Raw genomic sequence first — 16,424 nt, 5'->3', positions numbered from 1 at the left:
GTCAGCCGAAGCACTTGCCTTCGCCGCGATAGGTGGGCACCGTGGTGCGAGTCTCGTTCTCCACCAGGTGAATTTCGGTGAAGCGTTCGCACAGCTCGCCCGCCTTGGCGTGCCGGAACCACACCCGATCGCCGATGCGCAGATCCTTCGCACCCGTCAGCGGCGTCTGGACCTCACCCGCGCCCTCGGTGCCGATGAGCTTCAAACCCAAGGGCCACACCGGTTTCGGGACGCGCGCCGCACCGGCCGGGCCGGAGGCGATGTACCCGCCGGAGAACGCGGTGGCGATACCGTCGGCGGGGCGGCGCAGCACCGGCAGCGCGAAGTACATCGACGGCCGCGGAGCCAGATTGCGGTAGCCGTCGAAGAGCGTGGGCAGGTAGAGCCCGGACCCGGCGGTCACCTCGGTGACATCGGGATCGCTGATGCTCACCTCGATGGAGCCGGTGCCGCCGCTGTTCACGATCTCCAATTCGCCGATCGCGGAGCGCACCGCGTCGAGCACCGCGCGGCGGCGCTTGGCGATCTCGGCGGCACTGGCCTTCTTCACCAGGCGCACAGCGGGATTGGTATCGGGCAGCCCGGCGATCTGGGCTTCGTAGGTCATGACGCCGACCACGTCGAAGCCGCGACGCACGGCCTCGGTGGCCAGGGCGGCGGCCTGCTCCGGCATGCGTATCGGGGAGCGGCGCACGCCCAGGTGCAGCGGGCCGATCCGCAGCGAGGCATCGACATCGATACAGACGCGCGGATGCACATGATCGCTGCCGACGGCGGCGCGAATCAGATCGAGCTGATCGACATCGTCGATCATGAGCGTGATCGACTCCCGCAGCGTGGGGTCGGCGGCCAGTTCGGCCAGCGCGTGCCGGTCGGCGGTCGGATAGCCGAGCAGGATGTCGCGCGCACCCTCGCGCACCAGCCAGATGGCCTCGGCGAGGGAGTACCCCATGATTCCGGCGAAGCCGCCGGAGGCGGTGAGCTCCTTGCCGAGCACCTCTTCGAGCACGGCCCGGCAGCGTACGGATTTGCTCGCCACCCGAATCGGCACCCCACGCGCGCGCCGCACCAGATCGGCGGCATTGGCGCGCAGCGCGCCCAGGTCGACGGCTGCCAGCGGCGGGTCCAGATCGGCGGTGGCCGCGTGCAGCCCGCTGATCGGCGACGGATCGGTCACACCGTCAACTCAACCACGAAACTGGTCATGCGTCCAGCATTCCGGCCCGCGAAATCCCCGCTACCGGATGGGTGGGCGGTCAGGCGCGGTCGACGGCCTTGGTGGAAATGCTCGAGACCAGATCGTCGAGGACGACCAGGGCGGTCTCGTCGTCACAGTCGGCCAGCCAGCGCAGGACCATGCCCTGCATGACGGCGACCAGGTAGGCGGCGATGGCGTTGGTCGGCTCCAGCCATTCGGTGCCGGAACGCTCGGCGCACAGGTCCAGGAACGACATCACATCGCTGTCCAACTGCCGGAACATGGCCGACGCGACCGGGTCCGGGGTGCAGGCGGCCTGGTTCTCCCAGCGTCGCCGCAGCACGGCGAGCGTGGATTCGTAGGCGGTGATCTGCTTGTCCGGCGTGGCCTTGATAACCGGCCACAGGGCGCTCACTCCCGCGTGCAGCAGGATGCGCAGCGCACGGGTTCCGGAGAAGTCGAGCGATGCGGCGGCCTTCTCGATCGACTCGGTCATGACGGGGCGGACCCCGACATGAATTGTTTCTCCACTGGTGCTCAAGAACGACTCCCTAGGCGAAAGAACTCGCGCACCTCAGTACTGCGCGGCTCGCTCAGCGGGTTGTAGATCGGCACTGATCCCCCTCTTGCACCAATCTGGTGCACCCGCTCAACAGGTATTGATGGTAGAGGGTTTTCTGGGTGCTCGACCAGCTTTGATAGCCGTTTTCGTACCTGAAGACTGTTTTGTTACCTAATCGGAACTGGTCCGCGATCGAACGAAGATGTTCGAAATTCGACCGACGAGCTGGTAATCCCCCGAGTTTGACGACCGATCGGTACTTTACGGATGTGATTCCTGAAATGGAAAGACACTGTGCCAGATGACACAGGTACAAGCGTAAAGGCTCCTGATCGTTGCTCGAATTCACCCCCGGTTCGACCGTCGCCATCCACACCAGAACCCGCCGCTATAGCCTGATTCGGTGACCTCAGCGCGCTCGGACCAGTTCCTGATCCCCGGTACCTTCAACTTCCGCGATGTCGGCGGTGCGCGCACCGCCGGTGGCTCGAAGGTGCGCGACGGCGTGCTCATGCGGTCGGCCCAGCTCAGCCGACTCGACGCGCAGGGCCATGCCATGCTGCTCGAACTCGGCGTCACCGATGTGCACGATCTGCGCGGACTCGCCGAGATCGACTACATCGGCCACGACTCGCTGCCCGAGGGCGTGCGGCTGAATGTCACGCCCTTCGATCCGCGCATGGGCGAGGCCCCGCCGCACGAGGCCCGCCGCCATACCACCGCCGCCGCGCACATGCTCGAGGTCTACCGCCAGTTCCCCGCCCTGCCGGAGGCCCACTCCGCCATCGCCGCCCTGGCCGACTCGATCCTCGACGGCGCGGCCCTGGTGCACTGCGCGGCGGGCAAGGACCGCACCGGCTGGGCGGTGGCGACCCTGCTGCGCGCGGTGGACGTCACCGAGGACGACGTCTACGCCGACTACCTGCTGAGCAACGACGCCGTCCCGGCCCTGCGCGCGCTCATCGCCGAGGGCGGGGACGAGGAACTCTCCGAGGACCTGCTGGGCGTGCGCGCGGAGTACCTGGAGTCCGGCACCGCCTCCATGCTCGACATGTACGGCAGCGTCGAGGGCTACCTCGCCGAGATCGGAATCACCCCGCAGCGCCGCGACGCCCTGCGGGCACGCATGCTGGAGTGAGCTCGCCCGCCAGGATTCGAACCTGGACCCAGAGAACCAAAATCTCCGCTGCTGCCGATTACATCACGGGCGAAAACCCTTGTGGGGGTTGTCGTTCCAAGTGATCTTCCCGTGTGTGGGGCGGTTGCGGCAAGGGATTTTCGGGGTGGTCAGTCGGGGGTGGCGCGGCGGACCAGGCCGTCGGGGTCGATGCTGACCTGGTTGCCGGTGTGGAACCAGGTGCCGGTGAAGCGGGATTCGGTGGTTTGCGGGTCGTTCCAGTAGCGGGGGGCGATGTGGGGGCCGCGGCAGAGGAGTTCGCCGTGGCCGGTTTCGGCTTCGGGGCCCCACAGGGCCAATTCCGTTCCGCCGAAGGCGAATCCGAGAATGTCGCGGGTGGCGGCGTCCTCGCGGGCGAGGCCGATGCCGCTGGTCTCGGTCGCGCCCCAGACCGACCACTGCCGGGCCTCGGGGAAGATCTCGCGCAGCGTCGTGGCCACGGCGTCGGAGGTGGCCGGATCGGTGGCGGCGAGTTCGGCACGGTGCCCGGCGCTACAGACCTGGCGGACGCGGTCGAGTCGCAGGCCCGCCAGTTCGGGGAGCAGGCCGTCGAAGATGCGGGGGGTGGCCGAGACCATGTCGATGCGTTCGGCCACAAGGGTTTCCGCGACCGCCGCCGGGTCGGGGGTGAGCACCACGGTGCCGCCGACCGCGAAGGTGGGCAGCAGTTGGTCCACGCAGCCGCTGGCGTGCGAGAGCGGCAGCAGCACCAGATTGCGCAGGCCATCGGTGGGCAGATCGAGCGCGCCGACCACCGAGCGGACGGCGGAGAGCAGATTCTCGTTGGTCAGCTCCACGCCCTTGGGACACAGCTCCAGCCCCGGGCTGGTGTAGCAGAGCAGCGCCAGCTCACCCAGCGAGGCCCCGTCGTCGATGAAGGCCGCGCCGTCGGGCAGCGCGTCGCGATACCCGGCCGCGCTGCCGCCGCCGTCGAGCACGTAGTCCGCGCAGCTGTCGCGAATCACGCGCTCCGCCACCGCGTCCGGCAACCCGTCGTGCACCAGCACCGGCACCGCGCCCGAGAGCAGCGCGCCCAGGAACGCCTGCACCCAGCGCGCCCCGACGGGCATGCGCACCGCCACCCGGTCGCCGTAGCCGATGCCGTGCTCCTGGAGCCCGCCCGCGATCCGGGAGGCCGAGTACCAGAGCTCACGGTAGGTGAGGCGGGGGCCGCCGATCTCGACCACCGCCTCCCGCGCCGCGAAGGTGTGCACCTGGATGTCCAGCAGCTCGGTGAGCGCCGGAGTCAGATTGCCGTACCGCAGCACGCCGTCGGCGCCACGCGCAAGAGGGTTGTCGCTCCAGGCATTTCGCGGTTCCGCACACACCTGGGGGTATTCGACCAATAACTGCGACATCCGTCCTCCGAGTGCCTCGAGCCGTCAGGCATCAGTGACTATATGATGCACATCACATTCCCGGGCGGATTGTCGGCAAACGTATTTCAGCTGTCACAGACGGGTAATGGCCGTTATTCGCCGGTGTAGGTGGCCTTACCTGGGCCGACCTCGAGGAAGCTGCGGACCGCACCCTTCAGATCCGAGGTGTCGAACAGGACGCCGGAGACCTCCGGGGTGACCGAATCCGCGTGCGCCACACCGCCGGAGCGCCATGCGCCGATGATCTGCTTGGTGGCGGCGTGCGCCTTGGTGGGGCCGTCGGCGAGGCGGGACAGCAGGGCGCGGGCCGCGGTGTCGACATCGTCGTGGACGGCGTTCACCACACCCCAGTCGGCCATGGTGGCGGCGTCGTAGAGGTCGGCGGTCATGACGAATTCGCGGGCGCGGCCGGACCCGGCGCGCTCGGCGAGGCGCTGCGGGCCGCCCATGGACGGGGTGAGGCCGACGACGGTCTCGACCAGGCCGAATTTGGCCTTGGGCGCGGCGAGAATGATGTCGCAGGCCAGTGCGACCTCGAAGGCGGCGGTCAGGCAGAGGGCGTGCGCGGCGAAGACGACCGGGCAGGGCAGGGCCTCGAGGGGGTGGATGATGCGCGCGAACAGGTCCTTCCACAGCTGTGCGCCCTGTTCCGGGGTGAGCCCGTCGAACACGTGGACGTCGACACCGCCCGACACCAGCTTGCCCTCGGCGCGCAGCAGCAGGGCGCGCGGCGGGTCGGCGGACAACTCGGCCAGATTGTCGGCCAGGGATTCCAGCAGCGCCTGGTCGAAGAGGTTGAGCGGCGGATGCGCGATGGTGATGATCGCCGCCTGCGCGCCACCCTCGGTGGTGATGCGTTCCAGACGGGTCGGCTTGGTGTCGGTCATGAGCCGAATCTAGGCGGTACGCGGTCGGGACAACAGACTGGCTGCGCGCGCCCGCACTCGAACCCTCGTCTGTCGCCGGGCCTTCTGCAAGACTGGCCGGGTGACCACCTCGGCTTCGGAAAGCGGCAGCTACGTGGAACCCGGCGAGTTCAAGCGGGATACGAACTACATCACCGACCGGATCACCGCCGACGGGCGGGACGGGTATCCGGTGGAGCCCGGCCGGTATCGCCTCGTCGCCGCGCGGGCGTGTCCGTGGGCCAACCGCACGCTCATCGTGCGGCGGCTGCTCGGGCTGGAGTCGGTGCTGTCGCTGGGGTTGTGCGGGCCCACCCACGACAAGCGCAGTTGGACCTTCGATCTCGATCCCGGCGGGGTGGACCCGGTGCTGGGTATTCATTTCCTGGCCGACGCGTATTTCAAGCGCTATCCCGACTATCCGCGCGGAATCACCGTGCCCGCGATCGTCGACGAGCGAACCGGCCAGGTCGTCACCAACGACTACGCGCAGATCACCCTGGACTTCTCCACCGAGTGGACCGAGTACCACCGCGACGGCGCGCCCGAGCTCTACCCGGAGGATCTGCGCGCCGAGATCGACACGGTGAACAAGCGCGTCTACACCGAGGTCAACAATGGCGTCTACCGCTGCGGCTTCGCCGGGTCACAGGATGCCTACGAGGCCGCCTACGACCGGCTGTTCACCGCGCTGGACTGGCTGAGCGAGCGGCTGCGCACGCAGCGATACCTGGTGGGCGACACCATCACCGAGGCCGATGTGCGGCTGTTCACCACGCTGGCCCGGTTCGATCCGGTGTATCACGGGCACTTCAAGTGCAATCGCGAGAAGTTGAGCGAGATGCCGGTGCTGTGGGCCTACGCGCGCGATCTGTTCCAGACCCCGGGCTTCGGCGACACCACCGACTTCACGCAGATCAAGCAGCACTACTACATCGTGCACACCGACATCAATCCGACGAAGATCGTCCCCAAGGGCCCGGACCTGTCCGACTGGCTCACCCCGCACGGGCGAGAAGCCTTGGGCGGCAGGCCGTTCGGTGACGGCACCCCACCACCACCGCCGGTCGAGGCCGAACGGGTACCCGCGGCGCACGCGCCCTAGGCCGCCGGAGCGCCCCGGTAGGTGCCGAAGCTCCAGAACACGCCCTCCGGATCGCGGCAGACGAAGCCGCGCGATTCGTACCCGTCCTCGTCGCGCAGCTCCCGGGTGATGGTGGCCCCGGCCGCCCGCGCCCGGGCGTAGAGCGCGTCCGGATCGTCGACGGCGATGTACACCGACGCCACCCCGGGCGGCAGCGATTCCAACACCGAGCCCTCGCGTTTGGAGCCGCACATGATGCCGCCGACGCCCGGCAGCACGAGTTCGGCGTGTTCCACCACGTCGCCGTTGGTGTAGCAGGCGCGGGTCTCGAATCCGAAGGCCTTCTCCAGGAAGGCGATGGCGGCGGGTGCGTCGCTGTAGGTCATGGTCGGCCAGATGGCCGTCGCTGTGTGCCCGGTTGATTCAGTCATGCTCCGACCTTCCCGCGCCGAGCAGTAGTTGGTCTTGTACGAATGGGAACACCTCGCGTTCGCGCCACACCGACGGCGGCATTCCGGCCAGCTCCCGCCATTCGCGCGCCATATGCGCCTGGTCGTAGTAGCCGACCTGGGCGGCCACCTCGGCCAGGCTCGGCAGATCCGCGCGACGCAGCAGCCGATGCGAGCGCTCGAAGCGCGCCAGCCGCGTCGCGTCCTTGGGCGTGATGCCGAATTCGGCGGTGAAGCGGTTGACGAGATGCCTTCGGCTCCAACCGATCTCATCGGCGACAGCGGATACCCGGACGCTCGGGTCGGCCCCGGCGAGCAGCTGCCAGGCGCGGTCGATCTCGGGATCCCAGCGCACCGGCGTCAGGCGGCGCAGCAGGATCTCGTCGAAGACGGCGAACCGGTGCGGCCAGGTCGGAGCCGCCGTCACCCGCTCGCGCAGTTCGGCCGCGCGGTCACCGAGCAGTTCGTCCAGTTCGACCATCCACGCACCGATCGCGGCGGTCGGCACGCCGAGCAACGCCCGCGCACCCTGGGGCGTCAAGGACAGTTGCACCCCGTGCTGGTAGCCCCGATGGGCGATGACCGTCGGTCGCACGGTCAGCCCGCTGGCCATACTGGCCCAGCTGCTCGCCGCCTGCTCGGGATGCGGCGCGACCGGCACCTCCATGGGCTCGTCGATGGTGACGATCACCGTCAGCACCGTCGACGGCATACCCACGTGCGTCCCCGGCTCGAAACCGCGCAGCAGATAGCCCTCGTACTCGAGGACATACGGGCGCAGGCGCTGATCCGGCAAACCTCGCGCGCCTTCCGACACACCGGTCACACGTTCACGGTAGGCCGATCCGGGTAGTTACGGGAGTGTCGACAGGAACCGCCACGCATCGCGGATCGTTGTCGTCGTGCCATAGAGTTCAGGTCAGCGGACCGGAGGAGAGGGGTGTTGTCGATGTTCAAGGGCGGACTGGAAAAGACGGTCGTGTCGCTGCTCGACAACGGATCACAGCTGCAAGCGCCAGCCGTCGCGAAGTACGTGGCCCGGCTGCGCAAATCTCACCCGGACGAGACTCCGGCGCAGATCGTGACCAGGCTGGAGAAGCTGTATCTGAACACGGTCACCGGCAGCGGGACCGCCGTCGGCGCGACCGCCGCGGTACCGGGCGTCGGAACCGTCGCCTCGGTGGCGGCCATGAGCGCCGAGACCGCGTTCTTCCTGGAGGCCTCCGCGGTGTTCACCCTCGCGGTGGCGGCCGTGCACGGCGTCGCGCCCGAGGACAAGGAACGCCGCCGCGCGCTGGTGCTGGCGGTGGTGCTCGGCGAGAGCGGTATGGAGATCGTGCAGAAGAGCGTCGGTCACTCCGCCAAGAACTGGGGCACGCTGCTCACCGACAAGATCCCCGGCATCAGGTCCATGAACGATTCGCTGCTCAAGCGCTTCCTGGTGCAGTTCATCACCAAGCGCAGCGCGCTCATGCTGGGCAAGGTGCTGCCCGCCGGAATCGGCGCGGCCATCGGCGGATTCGGCAACCGGGCCCTCGGACACCGGCTGATCGACAATTCGCGGCAGGCCTTCGGGCCCGCGCCCAAGGATTGGCCGCGGCCGCTGGTCATCGACGCCGACCCGCTGCCCGCCCTCGACGCCACCGACAAGCAGCCGCGATGAGCCGGAATCGGCCGCTCGCCTTCGCCGTCACCGGACTGACCCGGACCTTCGAGGCCGAAACCGCCGTGCGGGACGTGAGTTTCGTGGTGCCCGCCGGGAAGGTCGCGGTCCTCGTCGGGCCGCCCGGCGCGGGGAAGACCACGATCGTGCGCATGCTGCTGGGGCAGCTCACGCCGACGTCCGGGACGGTCAACGTCGGCGGTCCGGGCTCGGGGGTGCGGGCCGGTCATCAGGCGATCGGCGCGATCCTCACCCCGCGCGGACTGCATCCGGCGCGCACGGCCCGCGACCAGCTGCGCGTATTCGCCGCTGCCGCGGGCGTTTCCAACGCACGCGCCGACGACCTGCTGACGCTGACCCGGTTGGACGCGGTGGCGGGGCAGAAGATCGCGACGCTCTCCCCCGGGATGCAATCCCGGCTGGCCCTGGCCGTCGCCCTGCTCGGCGATCCGCCGCTGCTGGTGCTCGACGATCCGGCACTCGGACTGGACGCGGCCGAAACCGCTTGGCTCAACGATTATCTGCGCTCGCACGCGCAGCGCGGCGGCACCGCGGTGCTGACCTCGCGCACACTCAGCGCGGCGCTGCCGGTCGCGGACGAGCTCATCGTCCTCGATCGCGGCGCGGTGGTGTATCAGGGCAGCCCGTCGCGGCTGCGCCGCAGCCACCCGGACCGGCTGCTGGTGAAGTCCTCCAGCCAGATCGCGTTGGCGACGACGCTTGCGGCCCAAGGCTTCACCGATGCGGTCATGCGCCCCGACGGACGCCTGGCGGTGGCGGAGGCGACGCTGGCGCAACTCGAGGCGGCGGCCGCGGCAGCGCGGGTACAGCTCACCGAGATCAGCGCCGAACACGTCCATCCGGATCAGGTGCTCGCCACCCTGACCCGGGGGCATACGACGCCGGTCGCGCACACCCCCGCGAGTCACTACGCCGCACCGGCCGCCTACGGGATGCCGCGGTGACGCACACCCCGCGTCACCGCCGCTCGGCCGAGCCCGCTATCGCCTTGTCGTTCACCGCTTTCGCCCCGCAGTTCGGGGTGCGCATCGGAGGTAGTTCATGATTCGCACCATGCCGCCCGCCGTCGTCCAGGCCGGGAGCTCCGAGATTCGCAAGGTGCTCTCCCTGCGAATGAACCGGGTGGGTGCGACGGTGCTGGTGGTGGCCGGGGCGCTGGCCTTCACGGTGGCGGCCGTTACCGTGACGGCGGTGGTCGGCGGTCAGGACGACAGTGAATTCGTCTCCGCCGGAGGGGCTTTGGCGGCGGCGGTGCTGACCTTGGTGGTGGCCATCGTGGCGAGCGGGGTGTTCGGCGCGGTGGGCGCGGGGTCGGAGTACCGGTACCGCGGTATCGCGGTGAGCGCGCTGTTCACGCCCGACCGGAATGTGCTGCTGGGGTCGAAAATCGCTGTGACGGCGGCCTTCTCGCTGCTGACCGTCCTCGGTGTGGAGCTGCTCGGGCTCGGGGCCTTCCTACTGTTCGGGCGCGGGCGAATCGAGATCCAGGGGTCGTTCTACGCGCTGCTCGGCGGGGTGCTGCTGGCCGCGGTGTGCTGGTCGATCATCGGCACGGCGCTGGGATTCCTGCTGCGCGCACCGGCGCAGGCCGTAGCGGTGCTGGTCGGCTGGTCGGTGCTGGAGCCGCTGGTATGGGTGACCGCGCGCGCCGCGGGCGTTGCCGGTATCGCCGCCATCCTGCCCACCTCGGCCACCATCGGCACCGCCACCGTCGGCTCGTTCGCCGATACAGACTTCGTTCCGCCCACCCCGGCCGCCATCGTGGTGTTGCTGCTGTGGACCGCCGGACTGGTCGCGGCGGCATGGTGGTATCTGCGCGAGCGCGACCTCTGACCGCCTACTCCTGCCCCGAAAGCCGCTGCCACACCGAGTGATCGGTGCGCGGGCCGCCCGGTGTGTCCGCACCGTAGACGGCGATCTCGGCGGCCAGGTCCAATGGCCGGGTGGGTGCGGTCATCTCGCGCAGCTCGCGCTCCACGGCGGCGTCCGGCACCAGCCAGCACACCTCGAATTCGATACCGTCCGGATCGGCGGCGTAGAGCGCTTTGGTGGAGGCGTGGTTCGACGCGCCGCGCAGGGCACCGGCCGCACGCAGCGCGTCCTCGATGCGACGCAATTCGCGCAGGGTGTCGACCTCCCACGCCAAGTGGTACAGCCCGATCCGCCCGGTGCGGTGCGGCGTGTCCGCCTCGGGCGACTGGAACAGCCCGAGGTCGTGGTCGTTGGCCGAGCCCTCGGCTTGCAGGAACACGCCGCCCGGGAAGCCGCCGATCCGCCGGAAGCCGAGCACCTCGCCGTAGAACGCGGCCGAGCGCTCCGGATCGGAGACGAACAGGACGGCGTGGTTGAGACGCTGGATCGGCATGCGGCCTCCCTTTCGACGGTGGTCGGGCGACCTCCAGCCGATCACGCGCGCGGGCCCGAGACAAGCGGGCGTCCCGAACACCGCCGTCATCAGGCCGCGGGGCAGCTGGCCACCGTCGGCAGCCGCAGGTCGACGAGGTAGCGGTCGGCGGCGTCCCGGGTGCACGCGGTGCGGCCGTAGGCGATATGGCCCCAGCCGTCGTAGGTGAGCAGGGTGGTGCGGGGTGTCAGCGCGGCGACGTGGGCCGCCCATTCGTGCGGGGTGGACGGATCGTGGCGGGAGTTCATGACGAGCAGCGCAGGGCCGTCGGCGATGCGAGGGCGATGCGGCGGATTCGCAGGAGGCGTCGGCCAGCCGGAGCAGATACTCGCCGCGCCCCAGGCGAAGTGCACGCCGAGGGTGGGTGCGCCGCTTCGCTGCTCGCGCCAGAGCTGTTGCCAGACGGCCTGATTCGCGATGTCGAAGCGCCAGTCCGAGCAGAAGATGAGTTGAGCCGCGGGAGCGGGTTTTCCGGTCGCGACCGGCCGCGTCGGCGGCTGCGGGATGGCGGGTCCCCGCTCGGCCAAGGTACGCATCTCCAGCGCCAAGGTCGGCCAGTCCGGGCCGGTGAAGCGTTGCGTCACTTGGGTACTCAGGGCCAGCGGAGTCAGTCGGCGGTCGGGGAAGTTCGGGTTGGCGAGCTCCCCGCGCTGCGCGGCGGCGAACAGCTCGCGATAGGTCCGGTGCACGTCGGTGCCGTACAGCGCGCACTCCGGCGTCGCGGCGCACCAGGAGGCGAACTCGGTGAAGTTGTCCTGTCCGGCGCGCGCCTCGGTGGCCAGGAACTCGGCGCCCTCCAGGCTGTGGTCGTCGACGCTGTCCAGCAGCGAGGCCCGCAGATTCCTCGGGAAGAGTTCGGCGTAGGCCTGCGCGGGCATGGTGCCGTAGGAGCGGCTGTACAGGGTTATCCGGCTCTCGCCGAGAGCCAGGCGCAGCGCCTCGACATCACGGGCGACGCTGATCGCGTCCACGTGGTCGATGAGAGGGCCGGTGTGGGCGCGGCAGCTGTCCGCGAGTTCCCTTGCGTAGGAGTGCACTTCGTCGAGGCGACCGCCGTGGTCCGGGTCCAGGTTCGGCCGACCCTCGAACATTCCCTCGAACAGTCCGGCATCGCAGCGCACCGGATGGCTGCGCTTCACCCCGCGCGGGTCGAGGCTGACGATATCGAAGCGGGAGCGCAATTCCTCGGAGAGGCCGGTGCCGTTCAGGATCTGGTCCACACCGGAGGTGCCGGGGCCGCCGGGCAGCGAGACCAGGGTGCCCACCCGCGCCGAGGGGTCCTCGGCCCGATCGCGAATCAGCGCCACCCCGAGGGTGTCGCCGCTCGGATCGGCCCAGTCGATGGGCACCTCCAGGGTCGCGCACTCGTAGACCGGGTTCTCGGCACAGGGCCGCCAGTCCAGGGCCGTTCCCGGCGCGGCGGCGGCACTGCCGAAGCCAGCCATACCGGCCACCGCGACCACGGCCGCGAGCGCGATTCGAGTTGCGAACATGGGGTGATCATCGAACCGCGGTGTGCCACCGCACATCCCGCCGCGGAGCTAGCCCGTCTACCCCTGCGGTACTGCACGGCCGACCCACGAAAAGGGTGCGGGAACAAAAAGCCGTCGGTGGTGGTCATTACCGTCGATATGGATGAGCGCGATCGAGACTGGTGAGCCGATGACCTGCCGGGCGGGTGCGACCGAGCCCGGGTGGGTGCGGCGACTGTGGGGGCGATGCCGGGAGCATCCCTGGCTGCTGGCCGGGATCGTCGCGGCCTTGATCGCCGGGGCCGTGGTCGAGGTGACCGGGCCGCTGCTGGCCAAGCGGGCCCTGGACGGGGCCACCGCCGGGGATACCGGGATCATCGGCGTGATGGCGGCGCTCATGGCGGCGCTGGCCGTGGGACGGTTCCTCGCGACGTTCACCCGCCGATTGCTGGCGGGGCAGTTGGCTCTGGATGTGCAGCACGAATTGCGGCTGGATCTGTTGGCGTCGCTACAACGGCTGGACGGGCGCGGGCAGGACGAGTTGCGCACGGGGCAGGTGGTGTCGCGGTCCATCACCGATCTGCAACTGGTGCAGGGACTGCTCGCCATGGTGCCGTGGTCGAGTATGGCGGCGCTGCAATTCGTGCTGGCGGCGGCCGTCATGATCTGGCTGTCGCCGCCGCTGGCGGTGGCCGCGCTGCTGGTGGTGCCCGCCATCGCCGTCGTGGTGTACCGGATTCGACCGCGGCTCTACGCGGCGACCTGGTCGGCGCAGCAGCGCGCGGCGGATCTGGCGCAGCACGTCGAGGAGACCGTCACCGGGGTGCGCGTGGTGAAGGGGTTCGGACAGGAAGCGCGCATGGTCGAGGTGCTCGAGGGGCGCGGGCGGCGGCTGTTCGCCGAGCGGATGCGGGCGGCGAAACTCGATATGCGCTTCGCGCCCACGCTCTCGGCCATCCCGCAGGCCGGACTGGTGGCGGTCATCGCCATCGGCGGACTCCTCGCCCTGCACGGCACCATCGGCATCGGCACCTTCCTGGCCTTCACCGCCTATGTGGCGACCATGACCGCCGCCGCGCGCACCGTCTCCATGGTGCTGGTGATGGCGCAGCTGACCCGCGCCGCCGCCGAACGCGTGCACCAGGTGATCGACAGCGCGCCACACCGCACCGATCCCGAGCATCCGGTGGCGCTACCCGAGGGGCCGCTGGGCATCGAGATCTCCGCACTGACCTTCGGCTTCGATCCGGATCGGCCGATTCTGCGCGACTTCGACCTCACGGTGGCACCGGGTGAGACGGTGGCGATCATCGGGCCCGCCGGTTCCGGCAAATCCACCCTCTCACTGCTGCTGCCCCGCTTCTACGATCCGGATGCGGGACGAATCATCCTGCGCGGCAAGAGCTCCCAGGCCGATATCGGCGAAGTGCGCGCCGCCGACCTGCGCTCGGCCATCGGCGTGGTCTTCGACGAACCCTTCCTGTTCTCCGACACCATCGCCGCCAATATCGCGCTGGGCCGCCCCGATGCCACCGAGACCGAGTTGCGCGCCGCCGCCAAGCTCGCCGCCGCCGACGAATTCATCGAGGCGCTGCCCGCGGGCTACGACACCGTGGTCGGCGAACGCGGACTCACCCTCTCCGGCGGTCAACGCCAGCGCATCGCCCTGGCCCGCGCCCTGCTCGCCGACCCGCGCATCCTCATCCTCGACGATGCCACCTCGGCGGTCGACGCGCTCACCGAGGCCGCCATCTTCGACGCGCTGCCCAACGGGGGACGCACGACTGTGATTCTGGCGCACCGGGAATCGACCCTGGCCCGCGCCGATCGGGTGATCCGCCTGCCCGGTTCAGGAGTAGTCGCGGAAGGTCATGACGAAGCCGACGAGAGCCATGGCGAACAGCGCGACGAAGCCGAGCACGCGCAGCCAGACGATCGGCCAGTCGCGGACCCACAATCCGGCGAGCATGACGACAATGAGCATGAGCACCCCGTAGAACGGGGTGCGCTTGGGGTGCTCACCTCGGGCGAATCGGGCCATACCGCCTGGATACCCCCCTCGACGGACTCTCGCCAGGAGCCAGGGTCGAAGACGGGCACGGCAGCGCGCGACGCCGCGGCGGATATCGATCCCGATACCCCGCCGGAGGTTCGGCGCGCGCTCGCGCGGCTGCCCGAGGCGTCCGAATCGCCGGGGCTCGACGACCAGGGCCTGCGCGAGCCCGATCCGGGATTCCGGCTGCTGCGCGCGCTGCGTCCGGTGCGGTGGCTGGTGGTGGCCACCATGGTGCTGCTGGCCGTGGAAGCCGTTGTCGGCGTGGGTTTCCCGTCGATCGTGCGCTATGCCATCGACTCCGGGGTGAGCGCGCGCGACTCGGGCGCACTGGTGTGGTCCGCGGCGGTCGGTTCGGGGCTCGTCGTGATCGGATGGGTGGTCGCGGCGGCCGCGCTGCTGCTGGGGTCCCGGGCCGGGGAGCGCGTGCTCTACGGGTTGCGGGTGCGCAGTTACGCGCATCTCCAGCGGCTCGGATTGGACTACTACGAGCGGGAACTGTCCGGTCGGATCATGACCCGCATGACCACCGATATCGACGCGCTCTCCACCTTCCTGCAGACGGGCGTGCCGACGGTGCTGGTCAGCCTGCTCACCGTGGCGGGCATCGCGGTGGCGCTGCTGGTCATCGACGTGCAGCTGGCGCTCGTGGTGTTCGCCGCCATTCCGCCACTGGCCTTGGCCACCTGGGCTTTCCGGCGCACCTCCAGCGCGGCCTACACCGCGGCGCGCGAACACGCCGCCACCGTGAACGCCGACTTCCAGGAGAACGTGTCCGGGCTGCGCGTGGTGCAGGCCTACCGACACGAGCCGAAGGCTGCCCGCCGGTTCGCCGAATACTCCGACAACTACCGGGTGAGCCGCATGCGGGCGCAGCGCGCCATCGCGGTGTTCTTCTCCTTCGTCGGCGCGTGGGCGGATCTCGCGCTGGCGGCCGTGGTGTTCGCGGGCGCGTGGCAGGTGGCGCGGGGCGCCACCACGGCGGGCACCCTCGTCGCCTTCGTGCTCTACCTCGGGCTGCTGTTCGGGCCGATCCATCAGCTCTCCCAGCTCTTCGACGGCTATCAGCAGGCCCGGGTCGGATTGCGGCGCATCGGCGAACTGCTGCGCACCGAATCCTCCATCGCCCCCGATCCGGCCGACGCGGTCGCCATCGAGGACGGTCTGCGCGGCGAGGTCGTCTTCGACAATGTGCGCTTCCGGTACGCGGGCGCGCCCACCCCCGCGCTCGACGGCGTCACGCTGCGGATCCCGGCGGGCGGCAGTCTGGCGCTGGTCGGCGCGACCGGCGCGGGAAAGTCGACGATTGTGAAATTGCTCGCCCGCCTCTACGACATGCCGCGCACGGCCGAGGGCACCGGCGGCATCTACGTCGACGGCATCGACATTCGCGACTACAAGCTCACCGACTACCGCGCCCGGCTGGGCGTGGTCCCGCAGGAAGCTCACCTCTTCTCCGGCGACGTTGCCAGCAACATCTCATTTGGCAAACCTTTCGCCACGGCCTCACAGATCGAAAACGCCGCTGCTGAAGTGGGCGCGCTCGACACCATCACCGCACTGCCGCGCGGGTTCGAGCAGCCCGTCGGCGAACGCGGTCGCGGCCTGTCGGCCGGGCAGCGCCAGCTCATCGCCCTGGCCCGCGCGGAACTGGTGCACCCCGACCTGCTGCTGCTCGACGAGGCCACCGCCGTACTCGATCCGGCGGCCGAGGCATCCGTCCTGGTAGCGAGCAGATCCGTGACCCGCGGCCGGACCGCGATCATCGTCGCGCACCGGCTGGCGACGGCCGCGCAGGCCGATCGAATCGCCGTCGTGGAGCACGGCCGCATCACCGAAATCGGCTCACATCACGAACTCCTCGAGGCCGCCGGAACGTATGCCCGACTGTGGGCTGCGGCGAGCGCGGAGGAAGGAATATTGTCGACAGAGGACGAGTCGTCATCAGGGGATGTGTCCACTCGGTGGTAGTCCACGCCCACGGGCGAACAGGGGTGGGCATATCCTCAGAGGGGGCGCATCGGCGCGCATCGAGCCGATTACCCGTGCCGGGCACG

General features: G+C 69.6%; 14 protein-coding genes and 1 tRNA gene. 6 read left to right on the top strand and 9 right to left on the bottom strand.

Annotated elements, in window-relative coordinates; all coding sequences use genetic code 11:
- Position 1: 1 nt before the first annotated feature.
- A complete protein-coding gene (locus tag ACIBH2_RS17490; RefSeq protein ID WP_397118539.1) occupies positions 2–1,177 on the bottom strand; it encodes an amino acid deaminase/aldolase in 1,176 nt (391 codons plus the stop codon).
- Positions 1,178–1,256: 79 nt separating this feature from the next.
- A complete protein-coding gene (locus ACIBH2_RS17485; RefSeq protein ID WP_397118537.1) occupies positions 1,257–1,694 on the bottom strand; it encodes a TetR family transcriptional regulator in 438 nt (145 codons plus the stop codon).
- A gap of 469 nt (positions 1,695–2,163) precedes the next feature.
- Between ACIBH2_RS17485 and ACIBH2_RS17480 the strand changes: the two genes are divergently transcribed.
- On the top strand, positions 2,164–2,898 hold the full coding sequence (locus tag ACIBH2_RS17480; RefSeq protein ID WP_397118535.1) for a tyrosine-protein phosphatase: 735 nt from the start codon (positions 2,164–2,166) through the stop codon (positions 2,896–2,898).
- Between the two features lies 1 nt (position 2,899).
- Here ACIBH2_RS17480 and ACIBH2_RS17475 read toward each other — a convergent pair.
- From ACIBH2_RS17475 to ACIBH2_RS17465, 3 genes are all read right to left on the bottom strand, one after another.
- Positions 2,900–2,971, bottom strand: a tRNA-Gln gene (locus ACIBH2_RS17475).
- Between the two features lie 76 nt (positions 2,972–3,047).
- A complete protein-coding gene (locus ACIBH2_RS17470; protein ID WP_397118533.1) occupies positions 3,048–4,295 on the bottom strand; it encodes a class I adenylate-forming enzyme family protein in 1,248 nt (415 codons plus the stop codon).
- A 113-nt stretch (positions 4,296–4,408) separates the two neighbouring features.
- Positions 4,409–5,203 carry an enoyl-CoA hydratase/isomerase family protein gene (locus tag ACIBH2_RS17465; protein ID WP_397118531.1) on the bottom strand — a complete coding sequence of 265 codons (795 nt, stop codon included), beginning with the start codon at positions 5,201–5,203 and terminating at the stop codon, positions 4,409–4,411.
- Positions 5,204–5,303: 100 nt separating this feature from the next.
- Between ACIBH2_RS17465 and ACIBH2_RS17460 the strand changes: the two genes are divergently transcribed.
- Positions 5,304–6,326 carry a glutathione S-transferase family protein gene (locus ACIBH2_RS17460; RefSeq protein WP_397118529.1) on the top strand — a complete coding sequence of 341 codons (1,023 nt, stop codon included), beginning with the start codon at positions 5,304–5,306 and terminating at the stop codon, positions 6,324–6,326.
- On the opposite strand, the gene ACIBH2_RS17455 is transcribed toward ACIBH2_RS17460, so the two are convergent.
- Positions 6,323–6,736 carry a VOC family protein gene (locus tag ACIBH2_RS17455; RefSeq protein ID WP_397118527.1) on the bottom strand — a complete coding sequence of 138 codons (414 nt, stop codon included), beginning with the start codon at positions 6,734–6,736 and terminating at the stop codon, positions 6,323–6,325. The two genes, ACIBH2_RS17460 and ACIBH2_RS17455, sit on opposite strands and share 4 nt — an antisense overlap.
- Positions 6,729–7,580, bottom strand: a complete 852-nt coding sequence (locus tag ACIBH2_RS17450; RefSeq protein ID WP_397118525.1) for a helix-turn-helix domain-containing protein — start codon at positions 7,578–7,580, stop codon at positions 6,729–6,731. Before ACIBH2_RS17450 ends, ACIBH2_RS17455 begins: the two co-directional genes overlap by 8 nt.
- A gap of 123 nt (positions 7,581–7,703) precedes the next feature.
- On the opposite strand from ACIBH2_RS17450, the gene ACIBH2_RS17445 reads away from it, so the two are divergent.
- The 3 genes from ACIBH2_RS17445 to ACIBH2_RS17435 all read left to right on the top strand — a co-directional run bounded on the left by ACIBH2_RS17445 (position 7,704) and on the right by ACIBH2_RS17435 (position 10,271).
- Positions 7,704–8,417, top strand: coding sequence for a hypothetical protein (locus ACIBH2_RS17445; protein WP_397120819.1), 714 nt, complete (start codon positions 7,704–7,706; stop codon positions 8,415–8,417).
- Positions 8,414–9,382, top strand: coding sequence for an ABC transporter ATP-binding protein (locus tag ACIBH2_RS17440; protein WP_397118523.1), 969 nt, complete (start codon positions 8,414–8,416; stop codon positions 9,380–9,382). Before ACIBH2_RS17445 ends, ACIBH2_RS17440 begins: the two co-directional genes overlap by 4 nt.
- Before the next feature lie 97 nt (positions 9,383–9,479).
- Entirely contained in the window at positions 9,480–10,271 is a 792-nt protein-coding gene (locus ACIBH2_RS17435; protein WP_397118521.1) for an ABC transporter permease, read from the top strand.
- Between the two features lie 4 nt (positions 10,272–10,275).
- On the opposite strand, the gene ACIBH2_RS17430 is transcribed toward ACIBH2_RS17435, so the two are convergent.
- Both ACIBH2_RS17430 and ACIBH2_RS17425 read right to left on the bottom strand, forming a co-directional pair.
- The gene (locus tag ACIBH2_RS17430) at positions 10,276–10,803 is read right to left on the bottom strand and encodes a VOC family protein (RefSeq protein WP_397118519.1); all 528 of its coding nucleotides are present in this window, start codon (positions 10,801–10,803) and stop codon (positions 10,276–10,278) included.
- A gap of 89 nt (positions 10,804–10,892) precedes the next feature.
- Positions 10,893–12,335: an alpha/beta hydrolase gene (locus tag ACIBH2_RS17425; RefSeq protein ID WP_397118517.1), complete on the bottom strand. Its 1,443-nt coding sequence runs from the start codon at positions 12,333–12,335 to the stop codon at positions 10,893–10,895.
- A 142-nt stretch (positions 12,336–12,477) separates the two neighbouring features.
- Between ACIBH2_RS17425 and ACIBH2_RS17420 the strand changes: the two genes are divergently transcribed.
- Complete coding sequence (locus tag ACIBH2_RS17420) at positions 12,478–16,338, top strand: ABC transporter ATP-binding protein (RefSeq protein WP_397118515.1); 3,861 nt, start codon at positions 12,478–12,480, stop codon at positions 16,336–16,338.
- Positions 16,339–16,424 lie beyond the last annotated feature (86 nt).

This window comes from Nocardia sp. NPDC050406, from assembly GCF_044459025.1.
In the GTDB taxonomy this organism is placed as follows: domain Bacteria; phylum Actinomycetota; class Actinomycetes; order Mycobacteriales; family Mycobacteriaceae; genus Nocardia.
Note: the sequence above shows the minus strand (reverse complement) of the source record. Positions and strands in the feature narration are given on the sequence as shown.